Raw genomic sequence first — 17,530 nt, 5'->3', positions numbered from 1 at the left:
TCGCGCCGCATTGTGTCATTCGCTCTGGTCGAGGGGTGGCAAAGCCGACATGTCGCCGGCCTCGGAGCCCCAGACTCGGGGAGGTCGCAGATCGGCCGCACGAGGATGCGCGAAACCCTCGCGTGTTACTCGCGGGTAAGGAATGATGGAGGTCCAACGTTCCACAGAGCCGGGGGCCGAACAGCGGTGACGACATTCGAAGAACGGACCACGGTGCACGCCTTCCGTGACGACGCACTGGGAGACCACGACGCCGTCGGTCTCGCCGAGGCGATCCGGCGCGGCGAGGTGAGCGCCGCCGAAGCGGCCCGGGCCGCGGCCGAGCGGGTGCGGGCCGTCGACGCACGGCTCAACGCGGTCCAACTGCTCATCGACGCACCGGAGCACGCGACGCGGGCGGACGGCCCGCTCGCCGGAGTGCCGACGTTCGTCAAGGACAACACCGACTACCAGGGCCTGCCCACGGGGCACGGCAGCACCGCCTTCACCCCGAGGGCCGCCCGCCGCCACGCGCCGTTCGCCCGGCAGTTCCTCGGCACCGGCGTCACCGTGCTGGGCAAGACCCGGATGCCGGAGTTCGGCTTCAGCCCCACCACCGAGTACGAGGGCGCCGACCCCGTCCGCAACCCCTGGAACACGGGCTTCTCGGCGGGCGGTTCGTCCGGCGGCAGCGCCGCGCTCGTCGCGGCCGGTGCCGTGCCCATCGCCCACGCCAACGACGGCGGCGGCTCCATCCGCATCCCCGCGGCCTGCTGCGGACTGGTCGGGCTCAAGCCCACCCGCGGCCGGGTGGTGGCCAACGCGCAGAGCCGTCAGCTCCCCATAGACATCGTCAGCGACGGCATCGTGAGCCGCACCGTGCGGGACTCCGCCGCGTTCCTCGCCGCCGCCGAGTCGTACAAGCGCAATCCGAAACTCCCACCCGTCGGCCTGGTCGAGGGCCCCTCGGAGCGACGCCTGCGCATCGGCTTCCTGCTGGACTCCCCGAACGGCGTCCGCTCCGACGCCGCCACGCGGGCGGCCGTCGAGCAGACCGCGGCGACCCTCGAACGGCTCGGCCACACCCTGGAGCCGGTGGCACCGGACATCGACCCCAGCTTCACCGACGACTTCCTCGTCTTCTGGGGCATGCTGTCGTTCCTGCTCGGCGTCACGGGCCGCACCCTCGGCCCGGACTTCGACCACCGCCGCATGGACGCCCTCAGCCGGGGGCTGCGCGAGGACTACCTGCGCAACTGGCGCCGCACGCCGGGGGTGCTGCGCCGGCTCAAGCGCACCAAGGTGGCCTACGCGGCGGCCTTCCGCGGCTTCGACCTGCTGCTCTCCCCGGTGCTCGCCCACACCACGCCGCCGCTCGGGCATCTCAGCCCGACGGTCCCGTACGCCACGCTGGTCGAACGGATCCTCGCCTACGTCGCCTTCACCCCGGTCGACAACGTGGTCGGCACTCCGTCGATGTCCGTCCCCGCAGCGAGCGCCACGGACGACGGACTGCCCATCGGCGTCATGTTCTCCGGGCGCCCGGGAAGCGAACGCCAGCTGCTGGAGGTCGCGTTCGAGCTGGAGGCCGAGCAGCCCTTCCGGCGGATCCAGGACCTGTGACCGCCGGCTGCCCAGGCGTCTGAGTACGCGTCAGGCCGGCGGAGTCCGGTCCGCGTCTTCGTCCGGGCCGGTCCGCGCCTCGTCGCCCGGACTGTTCAGGTCGCCGCGACACCCTCGGCGACCTGAACACCCAGCCGCTCGGCCACGTCCGTCAGGGCGGACCCCAGCGGCAGGGCGACGCGGGTCAGGGCGTGGGCATCGCCCCGGGTCGGGTCACGGCTGATGATCAGTACCGGCTTCCCGGACTGCGCCGCCAGGCGGACGAACCGGAGCCCGGACATGACCGTCAGCGAGGAGCCCAGCACCAGCAGACAGGCGGCCTCCCGGACGAGGCGGCGGCAGTGCTCGACGCGCCGCGGCGGGACGGCCTCGCCGAAGAACACCACATCGGGTTTGAGGATGCCGCCGCAGACCGTGCACGGCACCACGCAAAAGTCCCCGACCTGTGCGTCGGTGAGGTCGGCGTCCCCGTCAGGATTGATGCCCGCGGCCGTGGGGGAGAAGCCCGGATTGGCCTCCTCCAGCCGCCGGGCCAGCTCCGCGCGCGGACTGGCGGCACCGCATGTGAGGCAGACGACCCGGGCGAGACTCCCGTGGAGCTCCACGACGTTCCCGCTGCCGGCCCTCTGATGGAGCCCGTCCACGTTCTGAGTGATCACGGCGGAGACCAGGCCGTGCGCCTCCAGCGCCGCCACCGCCCGGTGCCCCGCATTGGGCAGGGCGCGGCCGAAGGTGCGCCAGCCGAGGTGGCTGCGGGCCCAGTACCGGCGCCGCGCCCGCGCGCTGGCGGCGAACTCCTGGTACGTCATCGGTGTGTGCCGGCTCAGGCTGCCGCCCTCGCCCCGGTAGTCGGGAATCCCGGACTCCGTGGAGATGCCCGCCCCGCTGAGCACCAGCACACCACCGGCGCGCAGCGCATCGACGACCGGTTCGAGGTCCGTGCTGCCCGGCGGCAGGTCCGCGGGCGGGGTCCAGCTCAGAGTGGGGCGCATCCGCATGCCGCCAGGGTACGGAACGGGCCGCGCGCAGTGATCCTGTGCCGTTCGTCTGACATGACCGGAGTGTTCCTGAGTGGGAGACTTGCAGGGACCGGCGCAGACGGGCCGCGCACAGGCATACGGAGGCGCAGCGATGCAGGACGACGCCGAGAACGCCGAGAACGCCGAGGACGCCGAGGACGCCGAGGTCTACGAGGGCGACGCCGAGGAGTACGAGGACGCCGACGCCTACGACAACGCCTACGACAACGGCTACGGCGACGACGATTCGACGCCCGACGTCTTCCTCGACGTGCCCAAGGTCCAGGTCGCGGAGATCGACCTGGAGGTCCAGGACCTGCGGGCGCACGTCTCGCTCAAGGCGGAGGTGCTGGACCTGCTGCGGCTGAGCGTGGGCGCCGACGTCAGCCTGGGCAGGGTGCATCTGCGCATCGCCGGGGTGGAGGCACAGGCCCAGCTCAGGGTGCGCCTGGACAACGTCGCCCGGATCGTGGACCGGGTGCTGACCACGCTCGACCGCAACCCCGAGATGCTGGAGCACCTGACCCGCGGCATCGGTGCCGCCGTGCAGGAGGTCGGCGGTGGCGCCGGCGAGGCCGTCCGCGAGATCGGCACGGGCACGGGGCAGGCCGTCGAGGATGTCGGTGAGGGCGCCGGGGGAGCGGTGCAGGAGGTCGGCAGGGGAGCGGGCGGTGCCGTGCGGGATGTCGGGCGCGGCGCCGGGGGCGCTGTGGAGGAGGTCGGCCGTGGTGCCGGGGGTGCCGTGGAGGACGTCGGGCGTGGAGCCGGGGGTGCCGTGGAGGACGTCGGGCGTGGAGCCGGGGGTGCCGTGGAGGACGTCGGGCGTGGTGCCGGAGGTGCCGTGGAGGATGTGGGCAGCGGTGCAGGGCGCGCGGCGGAGGAGGTCGGCGGTGGCGCCGGGCGTGCGGCGGAGGGCGCCGGTCGCGCGGCGGAGGGCGTCGGCAGGGGCGCCGGTCGCGCGGCCGAGGATGTCGGTGAGGGCGCCGGGCGCACCGTGGAGGACGTCGGCGGCCGCGCCGGGCGGACCGTCGAGGAGACCGGTGGACGGGCGGGACGCGCGGCGGAGGAGGCCGGCAGCCGGGCCGGACGCACGGCGGAAGAAGCCGGGGGCCGGGCCGGGCGCACGGCGGAAGAAGCCGGGGGCCGGGCCGCACGCACGGTCGAGGACACCGGCGGTCGGGCCGCCCGAGCCGCCGGCGACACCGCCGAGGAGGCGGGTGGCACCGCACAGGATGCGGCAGCCGGTACCGCGAAGAGCTCGGCCTCGGCCTCACGCAGCGCCAAACGGCGGTCGGCCGGAGCCAAGCGGCCCGTCCGCCGCCGCCCCCCGGAGGAGCCCCCCGAACCGCCATGAACGCCTGACCCCGAGCCGGACATCTCCTTCGACGCCACCGTCCGCGGCGACCGCCTCCTCTTCGACGAGCAGCCCCTCACCGAAGTGACCTTCTCCGGCACGGGCGAGCGCGACTCGGTGTCCTGCAGCCGGCGGATCAATCTGCCCGAGTCGGTCATGGCCGGCCGCCAGTACCGGGACATCGAGGTCACTTACCGCCTGGCCACCCGCATCACCGATGAGACTCCGGGGCGCCCGCCCTCTGGCCAACGCGCGTAGACCCCGGCATCATCTCCCTGCACGACCCGCACGACCGGTGCGCTCCGCACCACCGGTACGACCTGGCAACACCCAGCACCACCTGCACGGTCAATCCCCACACGGCATTCGCAGGAGGTTCCACGTGAAACACCTCAAATCCCCCATGGCTGTCAGGTTCAGGTCAATAGTGGCCGCGCTCTCCCTGGTCGTCGCTCCCGGCGCCGTCGTCATGGGCACGGCCACCGACGCCTTCGCCGTCACGAAGATCAGCCACTCCACCGCCACCTCGATGTTCCGCGAGGTCGGCATCACCTGGTCGTCCTCGGGCAACTGCTCCGACCGCAACAAGCCCACCTGCACGTCCTTCGAGCAGCTCAACCTGGCCACCGCCCAGGGCGCCCAGACTCTGAAGCGGGCCAGCGGCTGCGCGCTGAACATCACCGGCGGCACGGAGACCGGCCACGCCTCCGGGACGTACTCGCACTGGAACGGCTACAAGCTGGACTTCAGCAAGGGCACTTGCGTCGGCAACTACATCAAGAACTCCTTCACCTACATCGGCGTACGCGGTGACGGGGCCCCGCAGTGGCGTTCGGCCTCCGGCAACGTCTACGCCGACGAGGGCAACCACTGGGACGTCACGTACTACAACTGCGGCGGCTGCTGAGCGTTCCGGCCGCCGGACGGAGGTGAACCCCGGCCGCCACGGCCGGGGTTCACCGGTGCCGGCGTCATCAGCCCTGCCGGTACCGGTCGTTGACCGCGGGGCACGGCCGGAAGCCCGCAGCCCGGTACGTGGCCACGGCCGCCCGGTTGGCGCTGGGCGTGCAGACGAGCGCGCCGGACGAGCCCAGCTCGCGCAGCGCTGCCGCCGCCGCGACCGTGACCGCCGTGCCGTGGCCGCGCCCGCGATGCTCCCGGTGCACCCCCATCGGCTCGATCAACCCGGGCCTGCCCGGACCGGCCGACCACACCGTCACCACGGCCACCGCCGCGCCCTCGTCGTCGTACGCGAGAAGGCACCGGGCATCCCTGTACGCGACGCCGGAGGCCATCGCGTGCCAGTGCTCCTCGGTGAACGTCGACCCGTCGAACGAGGCCCGCTGCACGGCGGCCCGCACCGCGGCCCGCTCCGGTCCCACCACCTCGATCCGCACGGCCGGTTCGGGCACCGGTTCGCTGAGGTCGCGGCGCAGCGGCGTCCAGGGCTCGTCGAGGAGCCAGCCGCTCCCGGCCAGCAGCTCCTGGACCAGCGAACCCGCGGGCGCCTCGACGTTCACCCTCCCTGCGGGCAGCACACCACGCTCCGGCGCGGTGATGTCGGCGGCAATCCGCCGGGCCAGCTCCTCGTCCCGCCGGGCGTCCGGCGCGGTCGCCAGGCGCAGCAGTCGTCCGCCGTCCAGCAGCCCGACCGCGAGGATCCGCCCGCCGCGCCGCCACGTCCGCAGCGCCGCGGCGGTCCGGGCCGCACCGGAGCGACAGAACCAGCCCACGTCGCCCGGGTGCAGCTGCATCGGCGCCTCGTCGCTCTGCCAGTCGCGCAACACGCCCACCGTCTCGCCGAGTTCGCCGGCTCCCGGGACGCCCAAGTCGATCGTCATGCCCGTCAGTAGTAGCCCTTCGCCCCGTCGAGCAGTTCGCGGACGATGTCGGCGTGACCGGCGTGCCGACCGGTCTCCTCGATGAGATGGATCAGCATCCAGCGCAGATTGGCCTTGGCGGAGCGGAACTCGGGGTGGCGGCCCACGTCGTCCAGGGAGGCGGCGGCCACGATCTCGTTGCTGCGGGCGCACTGCGCCTCGTAGTCGGCGAGCAGCTCCTGCAGCGTGCGGCCCCCGGTGTCCCAGTCGGCGTCGTCCGGGGCCTTCTCGTCGAAGGCCGGGTTGGCGGTCTTGTCCCCGCCGAGGAACAGCACCTCGAGCCAGCTGTGTTCGACCCACCGCATATGGGATATGAGCCCGGCCATCGTCATCAGCGGTGAGGTCGGGACGACGGAGCGGTGCGCGTCCGCCTCGCTGAGGCCCTCGCACTTCCAGCGCAGGATCTGCCGTTGCAGGTCCAGCCAGCCCACCAGGGCGGTGCGCTCATCGGCCTGGAAGGGAGGGCGTTCAAGAGAAGAAGTCATGCCGGCGGACGTTAGCGGGCCGGGCCGCCGTCTGTCGCCGGATTTTCGATCACGGGCGCTGCCGGGACCGTACGGGCACCCGCAGGACCAGCAGGGCCACGTCGTCGTCGTTGGCGGCGGGCCTGACCCGGCGCAGCAGCTGGTCGGCGAAGGACGGCAGGCGGCGGTGGGCCAGCGAGGCGGCGTGCTGGCGCAGCCGGTGCAGACCGTCGTCGAGCGTGCGGCCGGGTTCCTCGATCAGACCGTCGGTGTAGAGCACCAGGGTGGAGCCGGGCGGCAGCACGGCGCTCGCGTCGGTGCGTGGCAGGTCCGATCCCGTGCCCAGCAGGAGCCCGTGCCCCTCGGTCAGGAACTCGACCAGTCCGTCGTGACTGATCAGCAGGGGCGGGGGATGGCCCGCGTTGGTCCACGACAGCCGCCAGCTGCCGTCCTCCGCCGTCTCGACCCGGGCGAAGATCATCGTGGCCATGCTGACATCGGTGATGTGCAGCATCGCCTCGTCCAGCCGGGTGGCGATCCGGCTGGGGGGTTCCTCGATGCCCCAGGCGTAGGCGCGGAGCATGTTGCGCAGCTGCGCCATGCCGGAAGCGGCCTCCAGGTCGTGGCCCACCACGTCGCCTACGGCCAGCGCCGTCGCTCCGTCGGGCAGGGAGAAGGCGTCGTACCAGTCGCCGCCGACGTGCGAGGCGTCGGGCGCGGGCAGATAGCGCACCGTCATCTCCAGCCCCGGCACGCGCGGCATCTGGGGCAGCAGGTGGTTCTGCATGGTCTCGGCGACCTTGCGCTGGCGCTGGTAGAGGCGGGCGTTGTCCAGGGCCAGGCCGGCGCGGCGGGCGATGTCCTCCAGCAGCGGCAGACCGTCCGCGGTGAATCCCTCGGTCTGCCGGGCGCGGCCCAGAGTCAGGGCGCCCAGCACCTCACGGGTGCTGCGGATCGGTGCGATGGCCGCCGAGTGGATACCAGTGACCTCGAACAGCCGCCGCTGCTCCACCGCGATGCCGGAGTCCGGGGCCCTGTTGTAGGTCTGCGGGCCGGCCAGGGTGGAGGCCACCCCGCGCAGGGCCCTGGACAGCGGCATATGCGACTCCTGCGGGACCGGCGGCATCGGGCCCTCCAGTTCCTCGTGCCGCACCAGCTTGTCGCCGTCCGCGTGCACCACCAGGGTGCGCCACACCTCGTCCCACTCGGTGATCAGGTCGATCACGGCCCAGTCCGCCAGGCGCGGCACCACCAGCTCCACCAGCCGGTGGGTCGCCTCGTCCACGTCGAGCGTCGAGGACAACCGGGTGGTGGTCTCCGACAGCAGCGCGAGCCGGTCCAGTTCCGGCATCGGAAGCTCCGTGTCCCGCGGCCGGGCCCCGGCCTTGCGCTCGGGCTGGGCGTGGAAGAGCACCAGCGTGCCGGAGCCGTGCTCTCCGAGGTCGTACGGGGTGAGCAGCCAGGAGATGGCCAGCAGGGTGTGGTCCCCGCGCTCGAAGTGCTCGCCCTCGCCCTGGGCGGTGCGTCCCTCGTGGAAGGGCGGACGTATGGTGCAGCGGCTCGTCGGCATGGGCTGCCCGTGGCCGTCCCGGTGCAGCAGATCGTGCGCGTCCTGGCCGAGGAGGTCCTCCCGGGACCGGGCCAGCAGCTCCAGGGCGTGATCGTTGACCGCGAGGATGTGGCCCTGCTCGTCGACGACGTACGCGCCCGTCCCGATGGCGCCCAGCGTCCCCTCGGGGAGTGCGGCGGGCGGCGGGGAGACAGGTCTGCCGGCCGTTCGCCGGTCGCCCGGATCTGCCATGTCCTCATCTCCCCTGCCGACGGTCACCGCCTCCCCGGGCGGCGGTAGCCTCCCGTGTTCCCGGGAGGCCGCTTTCCAGCCTCCCCGCCGGGAGTCGAACGCGTCACTGAGCCGCTGCCCCGGACGTCCGCCCTGCTTCGAGGATGCGCCCGCCCGTACCGCTCCGCATGCCGCTGGTGATGCCCCCGTCCCGGGCATCGACGCCCCGCGACGGCGTGCACAGCCGACCCGCACGCGTCACACCGGGCAGGGATACGCCGCGCCACCCGGCGGAAACGCCGCTGACCGGGCCGGGAACGGCGCACACCCGACCCGGGAGGGGCCGCTGAGACCCGGCCCTGGTGGGGGCTGAGGTCCGGTCGGGCGGGGTTGCTTGCGCCTGCTGGTGGGGGCTGAGGTCCGGTCGGGCGGGGTTGCTTGCGCCTGCTGGTGGGGGCTGAGGTCCGGTCGGGCGGGGTTGCTTGCGCCTGCTGGTGGGGGGCTGAGGTCCGGCCGGGCGGGGTCGCTCGCACCTGGCTGGTGGGGGGCTGAGGTCCGGCCGGGCGGGGTCGCTCGCACCTGGCTGGTGGGGGGCTGAGGTCCGGCCGGGCGGGGCCGCTCGCACCTGGCCGGTGGAGGGCTGAGATCCGGCCGAGAGGGGTCGCTTGCACCCGGCCGGTGGGGCGCTGAGACCCGACCGGGAGGAGCCGCTCACCCTCGGCCGGGAGCGGCCCTCGCGGCGGGTCACTGCTCCAGATGGGCCCGGGTCACGGCCGAGGCCGCCGCCATGATGCTGAGCTGCGGATTGACCTCGGGGCAGCTCGGCAGCACCGATGCGTCGGCGACGAGCACGCCGCGCACACCTCGAAGCCGTCCCAGCGGGTCGGCGGGACTGCGCTGCGAGTCCCCGCCGGCGGCGGCCGTGCCGGTGGGGTGGTAGGCCGACAGATGCAGCTGCCGCGCGTTCGCACCGGCGAGCAGGGCGTCGAGTTCGGCGAGGGTGCGCACCCGCGGCCGGGCGGCGATCCCGGTGAGCACCTCCTCGGCGCCCGCCGCGAACAGCAGCTCCCCCATGGAGCGCACCGCGTGCATCAGCCGGCCGGCGTCCCGAGGATGCAGGTCGTAGCGGAGCAGCGGGCGGCCACGGCCCAGCACCCGGCCCGAGGGCCGGTCCGCGATCATGGCGCCGAGCGTGGCGAGCCGGTCGGTGCCCTCCAGCTCCCGGCGCAGCTCCCTGCCGAGGCCCGGCAGCACGAAGGACCCCATGCCGGGCGGGGTGGCCGTGGCCTCGATGAGGACCCCGGCGTGATGGTGCTCCTCCACGCCGACGCTCTGCAGCACGCCCCGCCACGCGGTGACCGGCTCGGCGAAGCGCCCGGCGACGCTGGTGGCCGGGTGGACACTGAGATTGCGTCCCAGGTACGGATGGCCGCCGAGCCCGGACCGGCGCAGCAGCGGCGGCGTGTGCAGGGCGCCCGCGGCGACCACGACGAGGGGCGCGAGAATCTCGACGTCACCGCCCGCACGGCGCACGCGCACCCCGGCCGCCCTCGGCCCTCCCGGACGGTCCGCGTCGACGAGGATGCGCTCCACCCGCGCCTCGGTCACGATGCGGGCGCCCGCGGCGCAGGCGTCGGGCAGCACGGACAGCTGCACGCTCTGCTTGGCCCCGGTCGGGCAGCCCACCACGCACTGACAGGAGCCCTTGCAGCCGGGGGCGTTGCGGCGCAGCGGCGCCGCGCGCCAGCCGAGCCGGCGGGCACCGTCCAGCGCCAGACGGCCGTTGTTGCCGAGCACGTCGAGCGGCTGTGGGGCCACGCGCAGGGTGCGTTCGGCGTCGTCGAGGTGCCCGTCGAGACCGTCGGCCGCCACGAACCCGAACTCGCTGCTCCAGCGGGCCCGCACATGGTCCGGAGTGCGGTAGCAGGTACCGGAGTTGACGACCGTGGTGCCGCCCACGGCCCGGCCCACCGGCAGCAGCAGCGGCGGATCGCCCAGGGCGACCGTGGCGCCGCCGTCCCGGTACAGCTCCGCGAAACGCTCGACCGGCGGGCGCGCACCGAAGGACCGGGTGGAGTGGTGCCGTCCCTCCTCCACGACGACCACGCTCAGCCCGGCCCGCGCCAGGGTCCGCGCGGCCATGGCACCGCCCGCGCCGGAGCCGACGACGACCGCGTCGGCGGTGGACCTGGCCGGCCACTCGTGCACGGGGGTGCAGTCGAGCGGCGGATCCGGCGCCGCCGCGACCCGCGGCAGCCCCTGCTGCCGAAGCATGTGCTCGGTCCCGGACGCGAGCAGCACCGGAACCTTGAGCACGTCCAGCAGCGAGACCAGGCCGGGCCGCCGCCCGAGCCCGGCGAGCAGCGACTCCCGCTCGCCGGGGCTCAGCGCGGCGAGCGTGCGCCCGGTGCGTGCCACGGCGTAGGCGTCCAGGCCGTGGGCGGCCGCCCGGAACCCGGCCCGGGCCGGGCGGGGGAGCGAGGCGAGGAAGGACTCGAGCCGTGCGGGGACCCGAGCCGGCCAGTCGGCGGTGCCGTCGTCGGCGATGAGGGCCGCCACCATGCCGGTGAGGCTCATCGGGTGCCCACCTCCGCGTGCGCGGTGCCGTCGAGCCGCCACTCGGCCTCGGTGCGCCAGCCGCCGAACCACCAGCGCTCCAGCAGCACATGGGCGTCGGCGCGTTCACTGTTGCGGCAGGTCGCCCGCGAGCCGTCGGGGTCGGTGTACTCCAGGGCGAGTGTGCGGTCGGCGGGCTGGTGGACCTCGACGCGGATCCGGCGCAGCCCCGCGCGGCCGGTGACCGACCAGCCGGGCAGGCCGATGGCGGCGCGGAACCGCCCGGCGCCCGCCCAGCCGACGGCGGTCCGCTCCGGGCGGCGCGGCCAGGTGCGGCCGCCCCGGCGCAGCCGGAGGAAGACCAGGGGAGGGAGGCGGCGCAGCCCCGGCCGCATGGAGACGGCCGCGACGATCTCCAGCACATCCCCGTCACCGAGGTCCGCGTGCAGCCAGGCCCAGCGGCGGGCGTTGCCGTGACCGTAGATCCGGGCGGACGCTCCCGGTGCCCCGGACAGCGACAGCGTGGTCCCGTCGACGGTGACCGTTCCGTCGTACGAGGCCCGCGCGGCGGGGAGGATCTGGGCCGCGGGCAGCAACGGCCGGCGCCACGACCAGCGGGGGAAGGTGAACAGCGGCTCGTCCAGCGGCCGTTCGCTCAGATCCCAGCCCAGCGCGCCGTCCTCGGCGCTGCCGGTGAGCCGCCCGGGCCGCACGGTCACCGCGTCGGACCGGAATCCGGTCCGCTCGCCGGGCCAGCGGGCGGGCCCGAAGCGGGCGTGCCGCACGGGCCCGTCCACGGGGAAGAGCGCCACCCAGCCGTGCGCGTAGGGCGCGGATCCGTCGGCGGGCGCGACGAGTTCGTGGTGCAGCCACAGTCCGGTGCCGGTCTTCGGATCGGTGAGCGTCGTGTACCAGACCTCGGTACGTCCCGGCTCCCCCCTCCAGCGGGGCTCCAGCAGCGCTCCGGGCCTCGCCCGGCGCGGGAAGCGGAAGCTCGACAGGAACGGCACGAGCTGGGTGGCCAGGGGGAAGCGCAGGGTGCCGGTGCCGATCCGGGCGCCGTCCTCGTACAGCGTGTACGGCAGCGTGGTCATCGAGGCCACGGGGCGGAGCGGCGTCACCGACTTCCAGCCGTCGAGCAGCAGCCGCCGGCCTCCGGCGGTGAAGCGGATGCGGTACCGGATGCGGCGCCGGGCGAGCGGCGAGATCTCCAACTCGCCCTCGGCGGCCCGGTCGTCGGCCCAGTCCTCGATCCGTATCCGGCCGGTGGCGCGGGCCTCGGTCGTGCCGAGTACGCGCAGCACCCGGTCCGCCGAGACGTCGAGATCGAGACGGACGCGGCGCAGGCGGCGGTCGTCGTCGAGCCGCAGCGTGCCGAGCATGGTCTCGCTGAAGTCGGTGCCGCGTGTGGAGCCTGGGTCCGTTACGGGTGCGGAGGCAGGGTCCGTGCCGCGTGCGGGGCCGGCGTCCGTCTCGTGTGCAGGGCCGGCGGCCGTCCCGCGTGCGGAGCCGGTGCCCGCACCGTCCAGGGCGCCGGGCGCGCCCCCGCTCTCCATGGGCGCGCTCATGACAATCCCTCCAGCATGATCCGCTCGGTGGTCGTCAGATACTCCTCGGCCGCGCCCCGGGCGGCGGCCGTGTCGCCCGCGGCGACCGCCTCCACCACCGGCTCCAGCCGCCCGTGCGCCACCCGCGCGTCGGTGAACGGGGCGACGAGCGAGGAGCGCAGCGGCAGATAGGCGTTGAACAGCGTGTTGGTCAGCAGGACATAGACACGGTTGCCGGTGGCGCGCGCCAGCGCCCGGTGCACCTCGATGTCGGCGAGCTGCACCGCGTCGGCCGTCTCCGCCTCCGCCACCTTCGCCAGCAGCTCGCGCAGCTCGGCGCACTGCCGCTCGGTCGCCCGGGCGGCGGCCCGTTCGGCGATCAACGCGCCGATGTGCCGCCGGACTTCGAACACCTCACCGATCCAGTCGGGGCTGTGCCGCACCAGCATGGGCAGCAGATCGGCCCGGCCGAACCGCAGATAGTCCAGCACCCGGGTGCCGACTCCGTGACGCGTCTCCAGCAGCCCGGCCTGCACCAGACGCCCGAAGGCGTGCTTGAGGGTGGTGCGGGTGACGCCGTAGCCGTCGGCCAGCGTCCGCTCGGGCGGCAGATAACTCCCCGCCGGGTGACGCCCGGTGAGGATGTCCTCCCGCAGCCGTCCCTCCAGGACGTCGACGATGGTCTCCCGCGGCAGCGGCTCCACGTGCGTCTCCCCTCGGAGCTGTTGGCTCAGTGGCTCAGCCACTCAACCAGCAGCCCGTGAGGGCGTCAATGCTTCGCACACCAACTCCCGCCGCGCAACGGGCTTCTACGACACGACCGCCCGCGCATGACGATGCGGGCCGGGTCGCCAGGACCCGGCCCGCACCGCGCATGTGCCCGCCGTACGCGCTCAGCCGCCGGGCGTGATACGGCCTCGCCAGCCTCCGGACTCACCGCCCTGCTTCTCGATGAACTCCTTGAAGCGCTGCATGTCGCCCTTGATGCGCCGGTCGATCGTCCCCGTCATGTCCGCGGCCTTCTCGGCGATCCCGCTCGGCTCGACGTCCATGACCAGCTCCACCCGCGTGTGCGTGTCGTCCACCCGCTGGAAGCGGACCGAGCCCTTCTGCTGCACATCACCGCTCGTGGTGCGCCAGGTGATCCGCTCGTCGGGAAGCTGGTCGACGATCTCGGTGTCGAACTCCCGCCGCACGCCGCCGATCTTCGTGGTCCAGTGATTGTGGCGGTCGTCGATCTGCCTGACCTCCTCCACACCCTCCATGAAGTGCGGGAACTCCTCGAACAGGGTCCACTGGTTGTACGCGGTCCCCACCGGGACCTCGACGTCCACGGTCTCCTTGACAGTGCTCATACCGGAACTCCTCTCTCCGCGGCGGCGGGTACCCGCGAGATCGGCCGGCTATCAGACTGATCCGGTGCGCCGGCGTGACCTCGGCCGCCTCGCGCCTCGAACAGCACGCGACCTGCCCTGGGCCCGGGCGAATTCCCCGCGCCGGACGCCCGCACCTCTGCTACGGTGACCCGCATGAAGCGCGCCGCCCTCACGACGACGCCGGAGAGTGTCCCGGCGCGCTGAACGACGACCTGATCCGAAGCCCCGGGGCAGTGCCCCGGGGCTTCGTCGTGCGGACGCCGCGATCCCGGTCATCTGCCCCGCGGGACGAGCGAGAGACCGAGGAGACCGATGACCGCACCCCGGCACGACCACCGCAGACTCGGCCGCGAACCGGCCCTCTTCGACACCGACCCCCTGATCGGCGCCGGACTGCCCTACTGGCTCCCGCACGGTGCGGCCGTACGCCACGCCCTGGAGGAGTACATCCGCGCCGCCGAACGGTGCGCCGGCTACCAGCATGTGTACTCGCCGGTGCTCGGCAAGCGGGAGCTGTACGAGATCTCCGGGCACTGGGCCCACTACAGCGACGACATGTTCCCCCCGCTGGACCTGGGCGGCGAGCAGGTCGTGCTGCGCCCCAGCCTCTGCCCGCACCACGCGGTGATCTACCGTTCCCGCGCCCGCAGCTACCGCGAACTGCCCCTGCGCATGGCCGAGCTGGGCGGCATGTACCGCTCGGAACTCTCCGGCGTGCTCGGCGGACTGACCCGCGTGCGGTCCATCCAGCTCAACGACGCGCACATCTTCTGCACCCTGGACCAGGTCGCCGGCGAGGCCGGGGCGGCACTGGAGATGGTCCGCGGCGCGTACCGCGCCCTCGGCATCCGCGCGGCCCGCTACCGGCTGTCCCTGCCCGGCCCCGGCGGCAAGCACGTCGCCGCACCGGACGCCTGGCGGCGCGCCACCGCCCTGCTGACCGACGTCCTCGACCGCTCGGGCCTGCCCTACGAGAAGGGCGAGGGGGAGGCCGCGTTCTACGGGCCCAAGATCGACGTCCAGGTCACCGACAGCGCGGGCCGCGAGTCCACCCTGTCCACCGTCCAGGTCGACTTCCACCAGCCCGAGCGGTTCGACCTGCACTACATCGGCGCCGACGGCGCCCGGCACCGGCCGGTCATGGTGCACCGCAGCATCATCGGCAGCGTGGAGCGCGCCGTCGCCCACCTCATCGAGCACCACGGCGGGGCCTTCCCCGCCTGGCTCGCCCCCGTCCAGCTGGCGATCCTCCCGGTGTCCTGCGACCAGCAGGAGCAGGCCGAGGCGCTCGCCCGGCGCTGCGCCGGCCTCGGCCTGCGCACCGAGATCGCCGGCCCCGACCGCGGCAGCCTGGGCGCGCGCATCCGGGAAGGCCGCCTGGTTCCCTACCAGGGCGTCATCGGTCCCAAGGAGGCCGAGGCCGAACTGGCCGCCCTCCGCCTGCGCGACGGCCGGAGACTCGACCCCCTGCCCGCCGCGGAGGTGCTGTCCCGCATCAGCGCCCTCACCGACGCTCACAGCACCGATCTGTGGGACCACGGCGAGACCCCGGCAGGCGCCGCGGTGCCGCACGCCTGATGCGACTCCCTTGACGCGGCATCCCGCCGTTTGACCTTGACACCGTGACAAGGTCTTCACTGCTGCCCATGGAGGTGGTCCCGATGACCATGACGCGGCAGGACACGGAGACGCAGCAGGACACAGAGACACGGCAGGACACGGCGACTCACCAGGACCCGGAGAGGCAGCAGAACGCGAGAACGGAGTCGGACTCGGCCGCGATGCGGACGCTGAGCGGCTTGCAGGACGCCCGGGAGTCGGTGCGCCTGCGGGCCGCTCTGGCGGCCGGCACGTCGCCCGACCCGCGCCTCGTCGGCACGCTGGTCGAGCGCTGCGCGACCGAGCCCGAGTTCTTCGTGCGCGACATGCTGACCTGGGCGCTCACCCGCCACCCCGTGTCCCTGACGCTGCCCGCGCTGCTGGGCGAACTCCGCTCGGCGCGGGCGCAGGCGCGCAGCCAGGCGCTGCACACCCTCTCCAAGACCGGGGACCGGCGGGCCTGGCCGGCGATCACCGAGGAGCTGCTGTGCGACCCGGACGACGAGGCGGCGAGGGCCGCCTGGCGAGCCGCCGTCGTGCTCGCCCCCGAAGCCGATAGGCCCGCCCTGGCCACGGTGCTCGCCACCCAGCTCGGGCGCGGTGGGCACGACATCCGGCTGAGCCTCAGCCAGGCCCTGGTCGCCCTGGGCGACGCCGCGGCATCCGCCCTGCACGCCGCCACTACGGCCCGCGACCCGAACGTCCAGGCGCACGCACTGGCCACCCAGCGGCTCTTGCGCGACCCGGACGCCGGTTTCGAGCCGGCGGTGGAGGAGGCCAAGCGGGTCGTGGCCCTCACCGGGGCACCGATCACGGACCATGAGAACCGTGCTGATCGGTGAGGTGGCGAAGCGTTCCGGAGTCAGTGCCCGCATGCTGCGGCACTACGAATCCCTCGGCCTGGTGCGGCCCTCGGCCCGCAGCGGCTCCGGCTACCGGGAGTACTCACCGGAGGACGTCCGGCGGATCTTCCAGATCGAGAGCCTGCGGTCCCTGGGCCTGTCGCTGAAGGAGATCGGGCGGGCGCTCGACGACCCCGGGTTCACGCCCTCGGGACTCGTCGCCGACCTCGTCCGACAGACCCGCGAACGCATCGCCGCCGAGACGGAGCTGCTCACCCGGCTGCGCCGGATCGAGGCCGTGGACCCGGCCGGCTGGGAGGACGTCCTGGAGGCCGTCGCACTGCTGCAGGCACTGGGGTCGCCGCGCGCCGAGGCCCGCCAGCGGGCGGCCCTCGCCTCGGCCGACCGGGTCCCGGCGCCGGTGGAGGCCCTGGTCGAGGCGGCCTTGAGCGAGACCGATCCGATCGTGGCCGGCGCCCTGCGCTGGGCGCTGGCCCGGTCGGGCGACGAGGGCGTCGCCCTGCTGGCCGAGGGCCTGGGCGCACCGTCGGCCGAGGTGCGCCATCGTGCCGTGCAGGCCCTCGCCGTGATGCCCTCCGCCGAGGCGACCACCCCTCTGCGCGGCGCCCTCACCGACCCCGACGCCAGGGTGCGCGGGACGGCCGCCCTGGCGCTCGGGGAGCGCGGGATGCCCGAAGCGGTCCCGGCGCTCGTGGACATGATCGTGACGGGCCTCAACGACACCGATGCGGCCGACGCGTTGAGCGAGCTGGCGACCGGCAGCGCGACCGGCAGCGTGGCCGGCACCGCGGCCGCCGAGCGGATCGCCACGCTGCTCGTCGAACGCCTCACCCACGACACCACCGAGGCTCCCGCTCGCGGCCGACTCACCCAGGCCCTGGCCGGCATCCCGGGAAGGACGCCGACCCAGGCCCTCCGGCAGCTGACCCAGGACGACGACCGCGCCGTCGCACTCACCGCCACCTACCTGCTCCGCCTCCGCGACAGCCGGTGATGGCGCCGGTGACGGCCCGGCGCCGCCTCAAAGGACGCTGTGCTCACTCTCCTTGGACAGCGCCCACACGTAGTACCACTTGTCCTCCCGCAGCGGCCGCGTACTGTTCTCCCCTCGGGCCTGCAGCAGCCCCCACAGCCCGGGTGTCGCGCCGCCCACCACGCCGACCACCCACTCCAGCGCCGGCCCGTACACCGCCACCAGCGTCGCCGACACGCTCGCGATCACGGCCCCGCTCGCGGCCACGGCCCGCTGTGTCCTCACCCTCTTCATCTCGGACCGGACCGAGCGGACCTGGTCCTTGATCTCCAGGCCGATCTTCACCAGCTCGCGGTCCATCTGAGTGTCGTTCAGCGCGTCGTCGAGGTTCAGCAGACTCAGCCGCAGGAAGTCACGGAACGCCGCGTAGGACGCCATCTCCTCGACGGTGATCCGGCTGAGAAGCTGTTGTCTTTCCGGACGTGAGGACTGCGTTTGCGCTGGTGGGGCATAGGGT

The 17,530-nt window shown here is 73.8% G+C and carries 16 protein-coding genes; 7 read left to right on the top strand and 9 right to left on the bottom strand.

The window, feature by feature from the left end; translation table 11 throughout:
• The first annotated feature begins 186 nt into the window (after nt 1-186).
• Nucleotides 187-1,602 carry an amidase gene (locus ABD207_RS07045; RefSeq protein WP_344010909.1) on the top strand — a complete coding sequence of 472 codons (1,416 nt, stop codon included), beginning with the start codon at nt 187-189 and terminating at the stop codon, nt 1,600-1,602.
• Nucleotides 1,603-1,697: 95 nt separating this feature from the next.
• Here the strand turns inward: ABD207_RS07045 and ABD207_RS07040 are convergent, their stop codons facing one another.
• On the bottom strand, nt 1,698-2,600 hold the full coding sequence (locus ABD207_RS07040; RefSeq protein WP_344010907.1) for an NAD-dependent protein deacetylase: 903 nt from the start codon (nt 2,598-2,600) through the stop codon (nt 1,698-1,700).
• Between the two features lie 133 nt (nt 2,601-2,733).
• Between ABD207_RS07040 and ABD207_RS07035 the strand changes: the two genes are divergently transcribed.
• The 3 genes from ABD207_RS07035 to ABD207_RS07025 all read left to right on the top strand — a co-directional run bounded on the left by ABD207_RS07035 (nt 2,734) and on the right by ABD207_RS07025 (nt 4,882).
• On the top strand, nt 2,734-3,975 hold the full coding sequence (locus ABD207_RS07035; protein WP_344010905.1) for a hypothetical protein: 1,242 nt from the start codon (nt 2,734-2,736) through the stop codon (nt 3,973-3,975).
• An 84-nt stretch (nt 3,976-4,059) separates the two neighbouring features.
• On the top strand, nt 4,060-4,233 hold the full coding sequence (locus ABD207_RS07030; protein ID WP_344010902.1) for a hypothetical protein: 174 nt from the start codon (nt 4,060-4,062) through the stop codon (nt 4,231-4,233).
• A 145-nt stretch (nt 4,234-4,378) separates the two neighbouring features.
• A complete protein-coding gene (locus ABD207_RS07025) occupies nt 4,379-4,882 on the top strand; it encodes a hypothetical protein (RefSeq protein WP_344010900.1) in 504 nt (167 codons plus the stop codon).
• 67 nt (nt 4,883-4,949) lie between these two features.
• Here ABD207_RS07025 and ABD207_RS07020 read toward each other — a convergent pair whose 3' ends face one another.
• The 7 genes from ABD207_RS07020 to ABD207_RS06990 all read right to left on the bottom strand — a co-directional run bounded on the left by ABD207_RS07020 (nt 4,950) and on the right by ABD207_RS06990 (nt 13,557).
• A complete protein-coding gene (locus tag ABD207_RS07020; protein WP_344010899.1) occupies nt 4,950-5,816 on the bottom strand; it encodes a GNAT family N-acetyltransferase in 867 nt (288 codons plus the stop codon).
• 5 nt (nt 5,817-5,821) lie between these two features.
• Nucleotides 5,822-6,340: a DinB family protein gene (locus ABD207_RS07015; RefSeq protein WP_344010897.1), complete on the bottom strand. Its 519-nt coding sequence runs from the start codon at nt 6,338-6,340 to the stop codon at nt 5,822-5,824.
• A 49-nt stretch (nt 6,341-6,389) separates the two neighbouring features.
• Entirely contained in the window at nt 6,390-8,120 is a 1,731-nt protein-coding gene (locus tag ABD207_RS07010) for a SpoIIE family protein phosphatase (RefSeq protein WP_344010896.1), read from the bottom strand.
• 723 nt (nt 8,121-8,843) lie between these two features.
• Nucleotides 8,844-10,676 carry a GMC family oxidoreductase gene (locus tag ABD207_RS07005; RefSeq protein WP_344010895.1) on the bottom strand — a complete coding sequence of 611 codons (1,833 nt, stop codon included), beginning with the start codon at nt 10,674-10,676 and terminating at the stop codon, nt 8,844-8,846.
• Entirely contained in the window at nt 10,673-12,223 is a 1,551-nt protein-coding gene (locus ABD207_RS07000) for a hypothetical protein (RefSeq protein ID WP_344010893.1), read from the bottom strand. Before ABD207_RS07000 ends, ABD207_RS07005 begins: the two co-directional genes overlap by 4 nt.
• Nucleotides 12,220-12,906, bottom strand: coding sequence for a FadR/GntR family transcriptional regulator (locus ABD207_RS06995; protein ID WP_344010891.1), 687 nt, complete (start codon nt 12,904-12,906; stop codon nt 12,220-12,222). Before ABD207_RS06995 ends, ABD207_RS07000 begins: the two co-directional genes overlap by 4 nt.
• 189 nt (nt 12,907-13,095) lie before the next feature.
• On the bottom strand, nt 13,096-13,557 hold the full coding sequence (locus tag ABD207_RS06990; RefSeq protein ID WP_344010889.1) for an SRPBCC family protein: 462 nt from the start codon (nt 13,555-13,557) through the stop codon (nt 13,096-13,098).
• A gap of 333 nt (nt 13,558-13,890) precedes the next feature.
• Here ABD207_RS06990 and thrS point away from each other — a divergent pair, with 333 nt between their 5' ends.
• The 3 genes from thrS (at nt 13,891) to ABD207_RS06975 (ending at nt 17,034) form a co-directional block, all read left to right on the top strand.
• Entirely contained in the window at nt 13,891-15,156 is a 1,266-nt protein-coding gene (thrS, locus tag ABD207_RS06985; RefSeq protein ID WP_344010888.1) for a threonine--tRNA ligase, read from the top strand.
• 203 nt (nt 15,157-15,359) lie between these two features.
• Nucleotides 15,360-16,019 (top strand): HEAT repeat domain-containing protein, encoded by a 660-nt coding sequence (locus tag ABD207_RS06980; protein WP_344010922.1) that lies wholly within the window; start codon nt 15,360-15,362, stop codon nt 16,017-16,019.
• Nucleotides 16,006-17,034, top strand: coding sequence for a HEAT repeat domain-containing protein (locus tag ABD207_RS06975; RefSeq protein WP_344010920.1), 1,029 nt, complete (start codon nt 16,006-16,008; stop codon nt 17,032-17,034). The genes ABD207_RS06980 and ABD207_RS06975 overlap by 14 nt, the downstream gene beginning before the upstream one ends.
• Nucleotides 17,035-17,061: 27 nt before the next feature.
• Here the strand turns inward: ABD207_RS06975 and ABD207_RS06970 are convergent, their stop codons facing one another.
• Nucleotides 17,062-17,451, bottom strand: a complete 390-nt coding sequence (locus ABD207_RS06970; protein WP_344010886.1) for a hypothetical protein — start codon at nt 17,449-17,451, stop codon at nt 17,062-17,064.
• Nucleotides 17,452-17,530 lie beyond the last annotated feature (79 nt).

Origin of the sequence: Streptomyces thermospinosisporus (assembly GCF_039526425.1) — a bacterium.
GTDB lineage: Bacteria > Actinomycetota > Actinomycetes > Streptomycetales > Streptomycetaceae > Streptomyces > Streptomyces thermocarboxydovorans.
Note: the sequence above shows the minus strand (reverse complement) of the source record. Positions and strands in the feature narration are given on the sequence as shown.

Excerpts from the sequence above, each read along its gene's own strand:
- ABD207_RS06970 (WP_344010886.1), bottom strand. The coding sequence starts at position 17,451 with ATGGCGTCCTACGCGGCGTTCCGTGACTTCCTGCGGCTGAGTCTGCTG.
- ABD207_RS07035 (WP_344010905.1), top strand. The coding sequence starts at position 2,734 with ATGCAGGACGACGCCGAGAACGCCGAGAACGCCGAGGACGCCGAGGAC.
- ABD207_RS07020 (WP_344010899.1), bottom strand. The coding sequence starts at position 5,816 with ATGACGATCGACTTGGGCGTCCCGGGAGCCGGCGAACTCGGCGAGACG.
- ABD207_RS07000 (WP_344010893.1), bottom strand. The coding sequence starts at position 12,223 with ATGAGCGCGCCCATGGAGAGCGGGGGCGCGCCCGGCGCCCTGGACGGT.
- ABD207_RS06980 (WP_344010922.1), top strand. The coding sequence starts at position 15,360 with ATGCGGACGCTGAGCGGCTTGCAGGACGCCCGGGAGTCGGTGCGCCTG.
- ABD207_RS07010 (WP_344010896.1), bottom strand. The coding sequence starts at position 8,120 with ATGGCAGATCCGGGCGACCGGCGAACGGCCGGCAGACCTGTCTCCCCG.
- ABD207_RS06990 (WP_344010889.1), bottom strand. The coding sequence starts at position 13,557 with ATGAGCACTGTCAAGGAGACCGTGGACGTCGAGGTCCCGGTGGGGACC.
- ABD207_RS07015 (WP_344010897.1), bottom strand. The coding sequence starts at position 6,340 with ATGACTTCTTCTCTTGAACGCCCTCCCTTCCAGGCCGATGAGCGCACC.
- ABD207_RS07005 (WP_344010895.1), bottom strand. The coding sequence starts at position 10,676 with ATGAGCCTCACCGGCATGGTGGCGGCCCTCATCGCCGACGACGGCACC.
- ABD207_RS07025 (WP_344010900.1), top strand. The coding sequence starts at position 4,379 with ATGGCTGTCAGGTTCAGGTCAATAGTGGCCGCGCTCTCCCTGGTCGTC.
- thrS (WP_344010888.1), top strand. The coding sequence starts at position 13,891 with ATGACCGCACCCCGGCACGACCACCGCAGACTCGGCCGCGAACCGGCC.
- ABD207_RS07040 (WP_344010907.1), bottom strand. The coding sequence starts at position 2,600 with ATGCGGATGCGCCCCACTCTGAGCTGGACCCCGCCCGCGGACCTGCCG.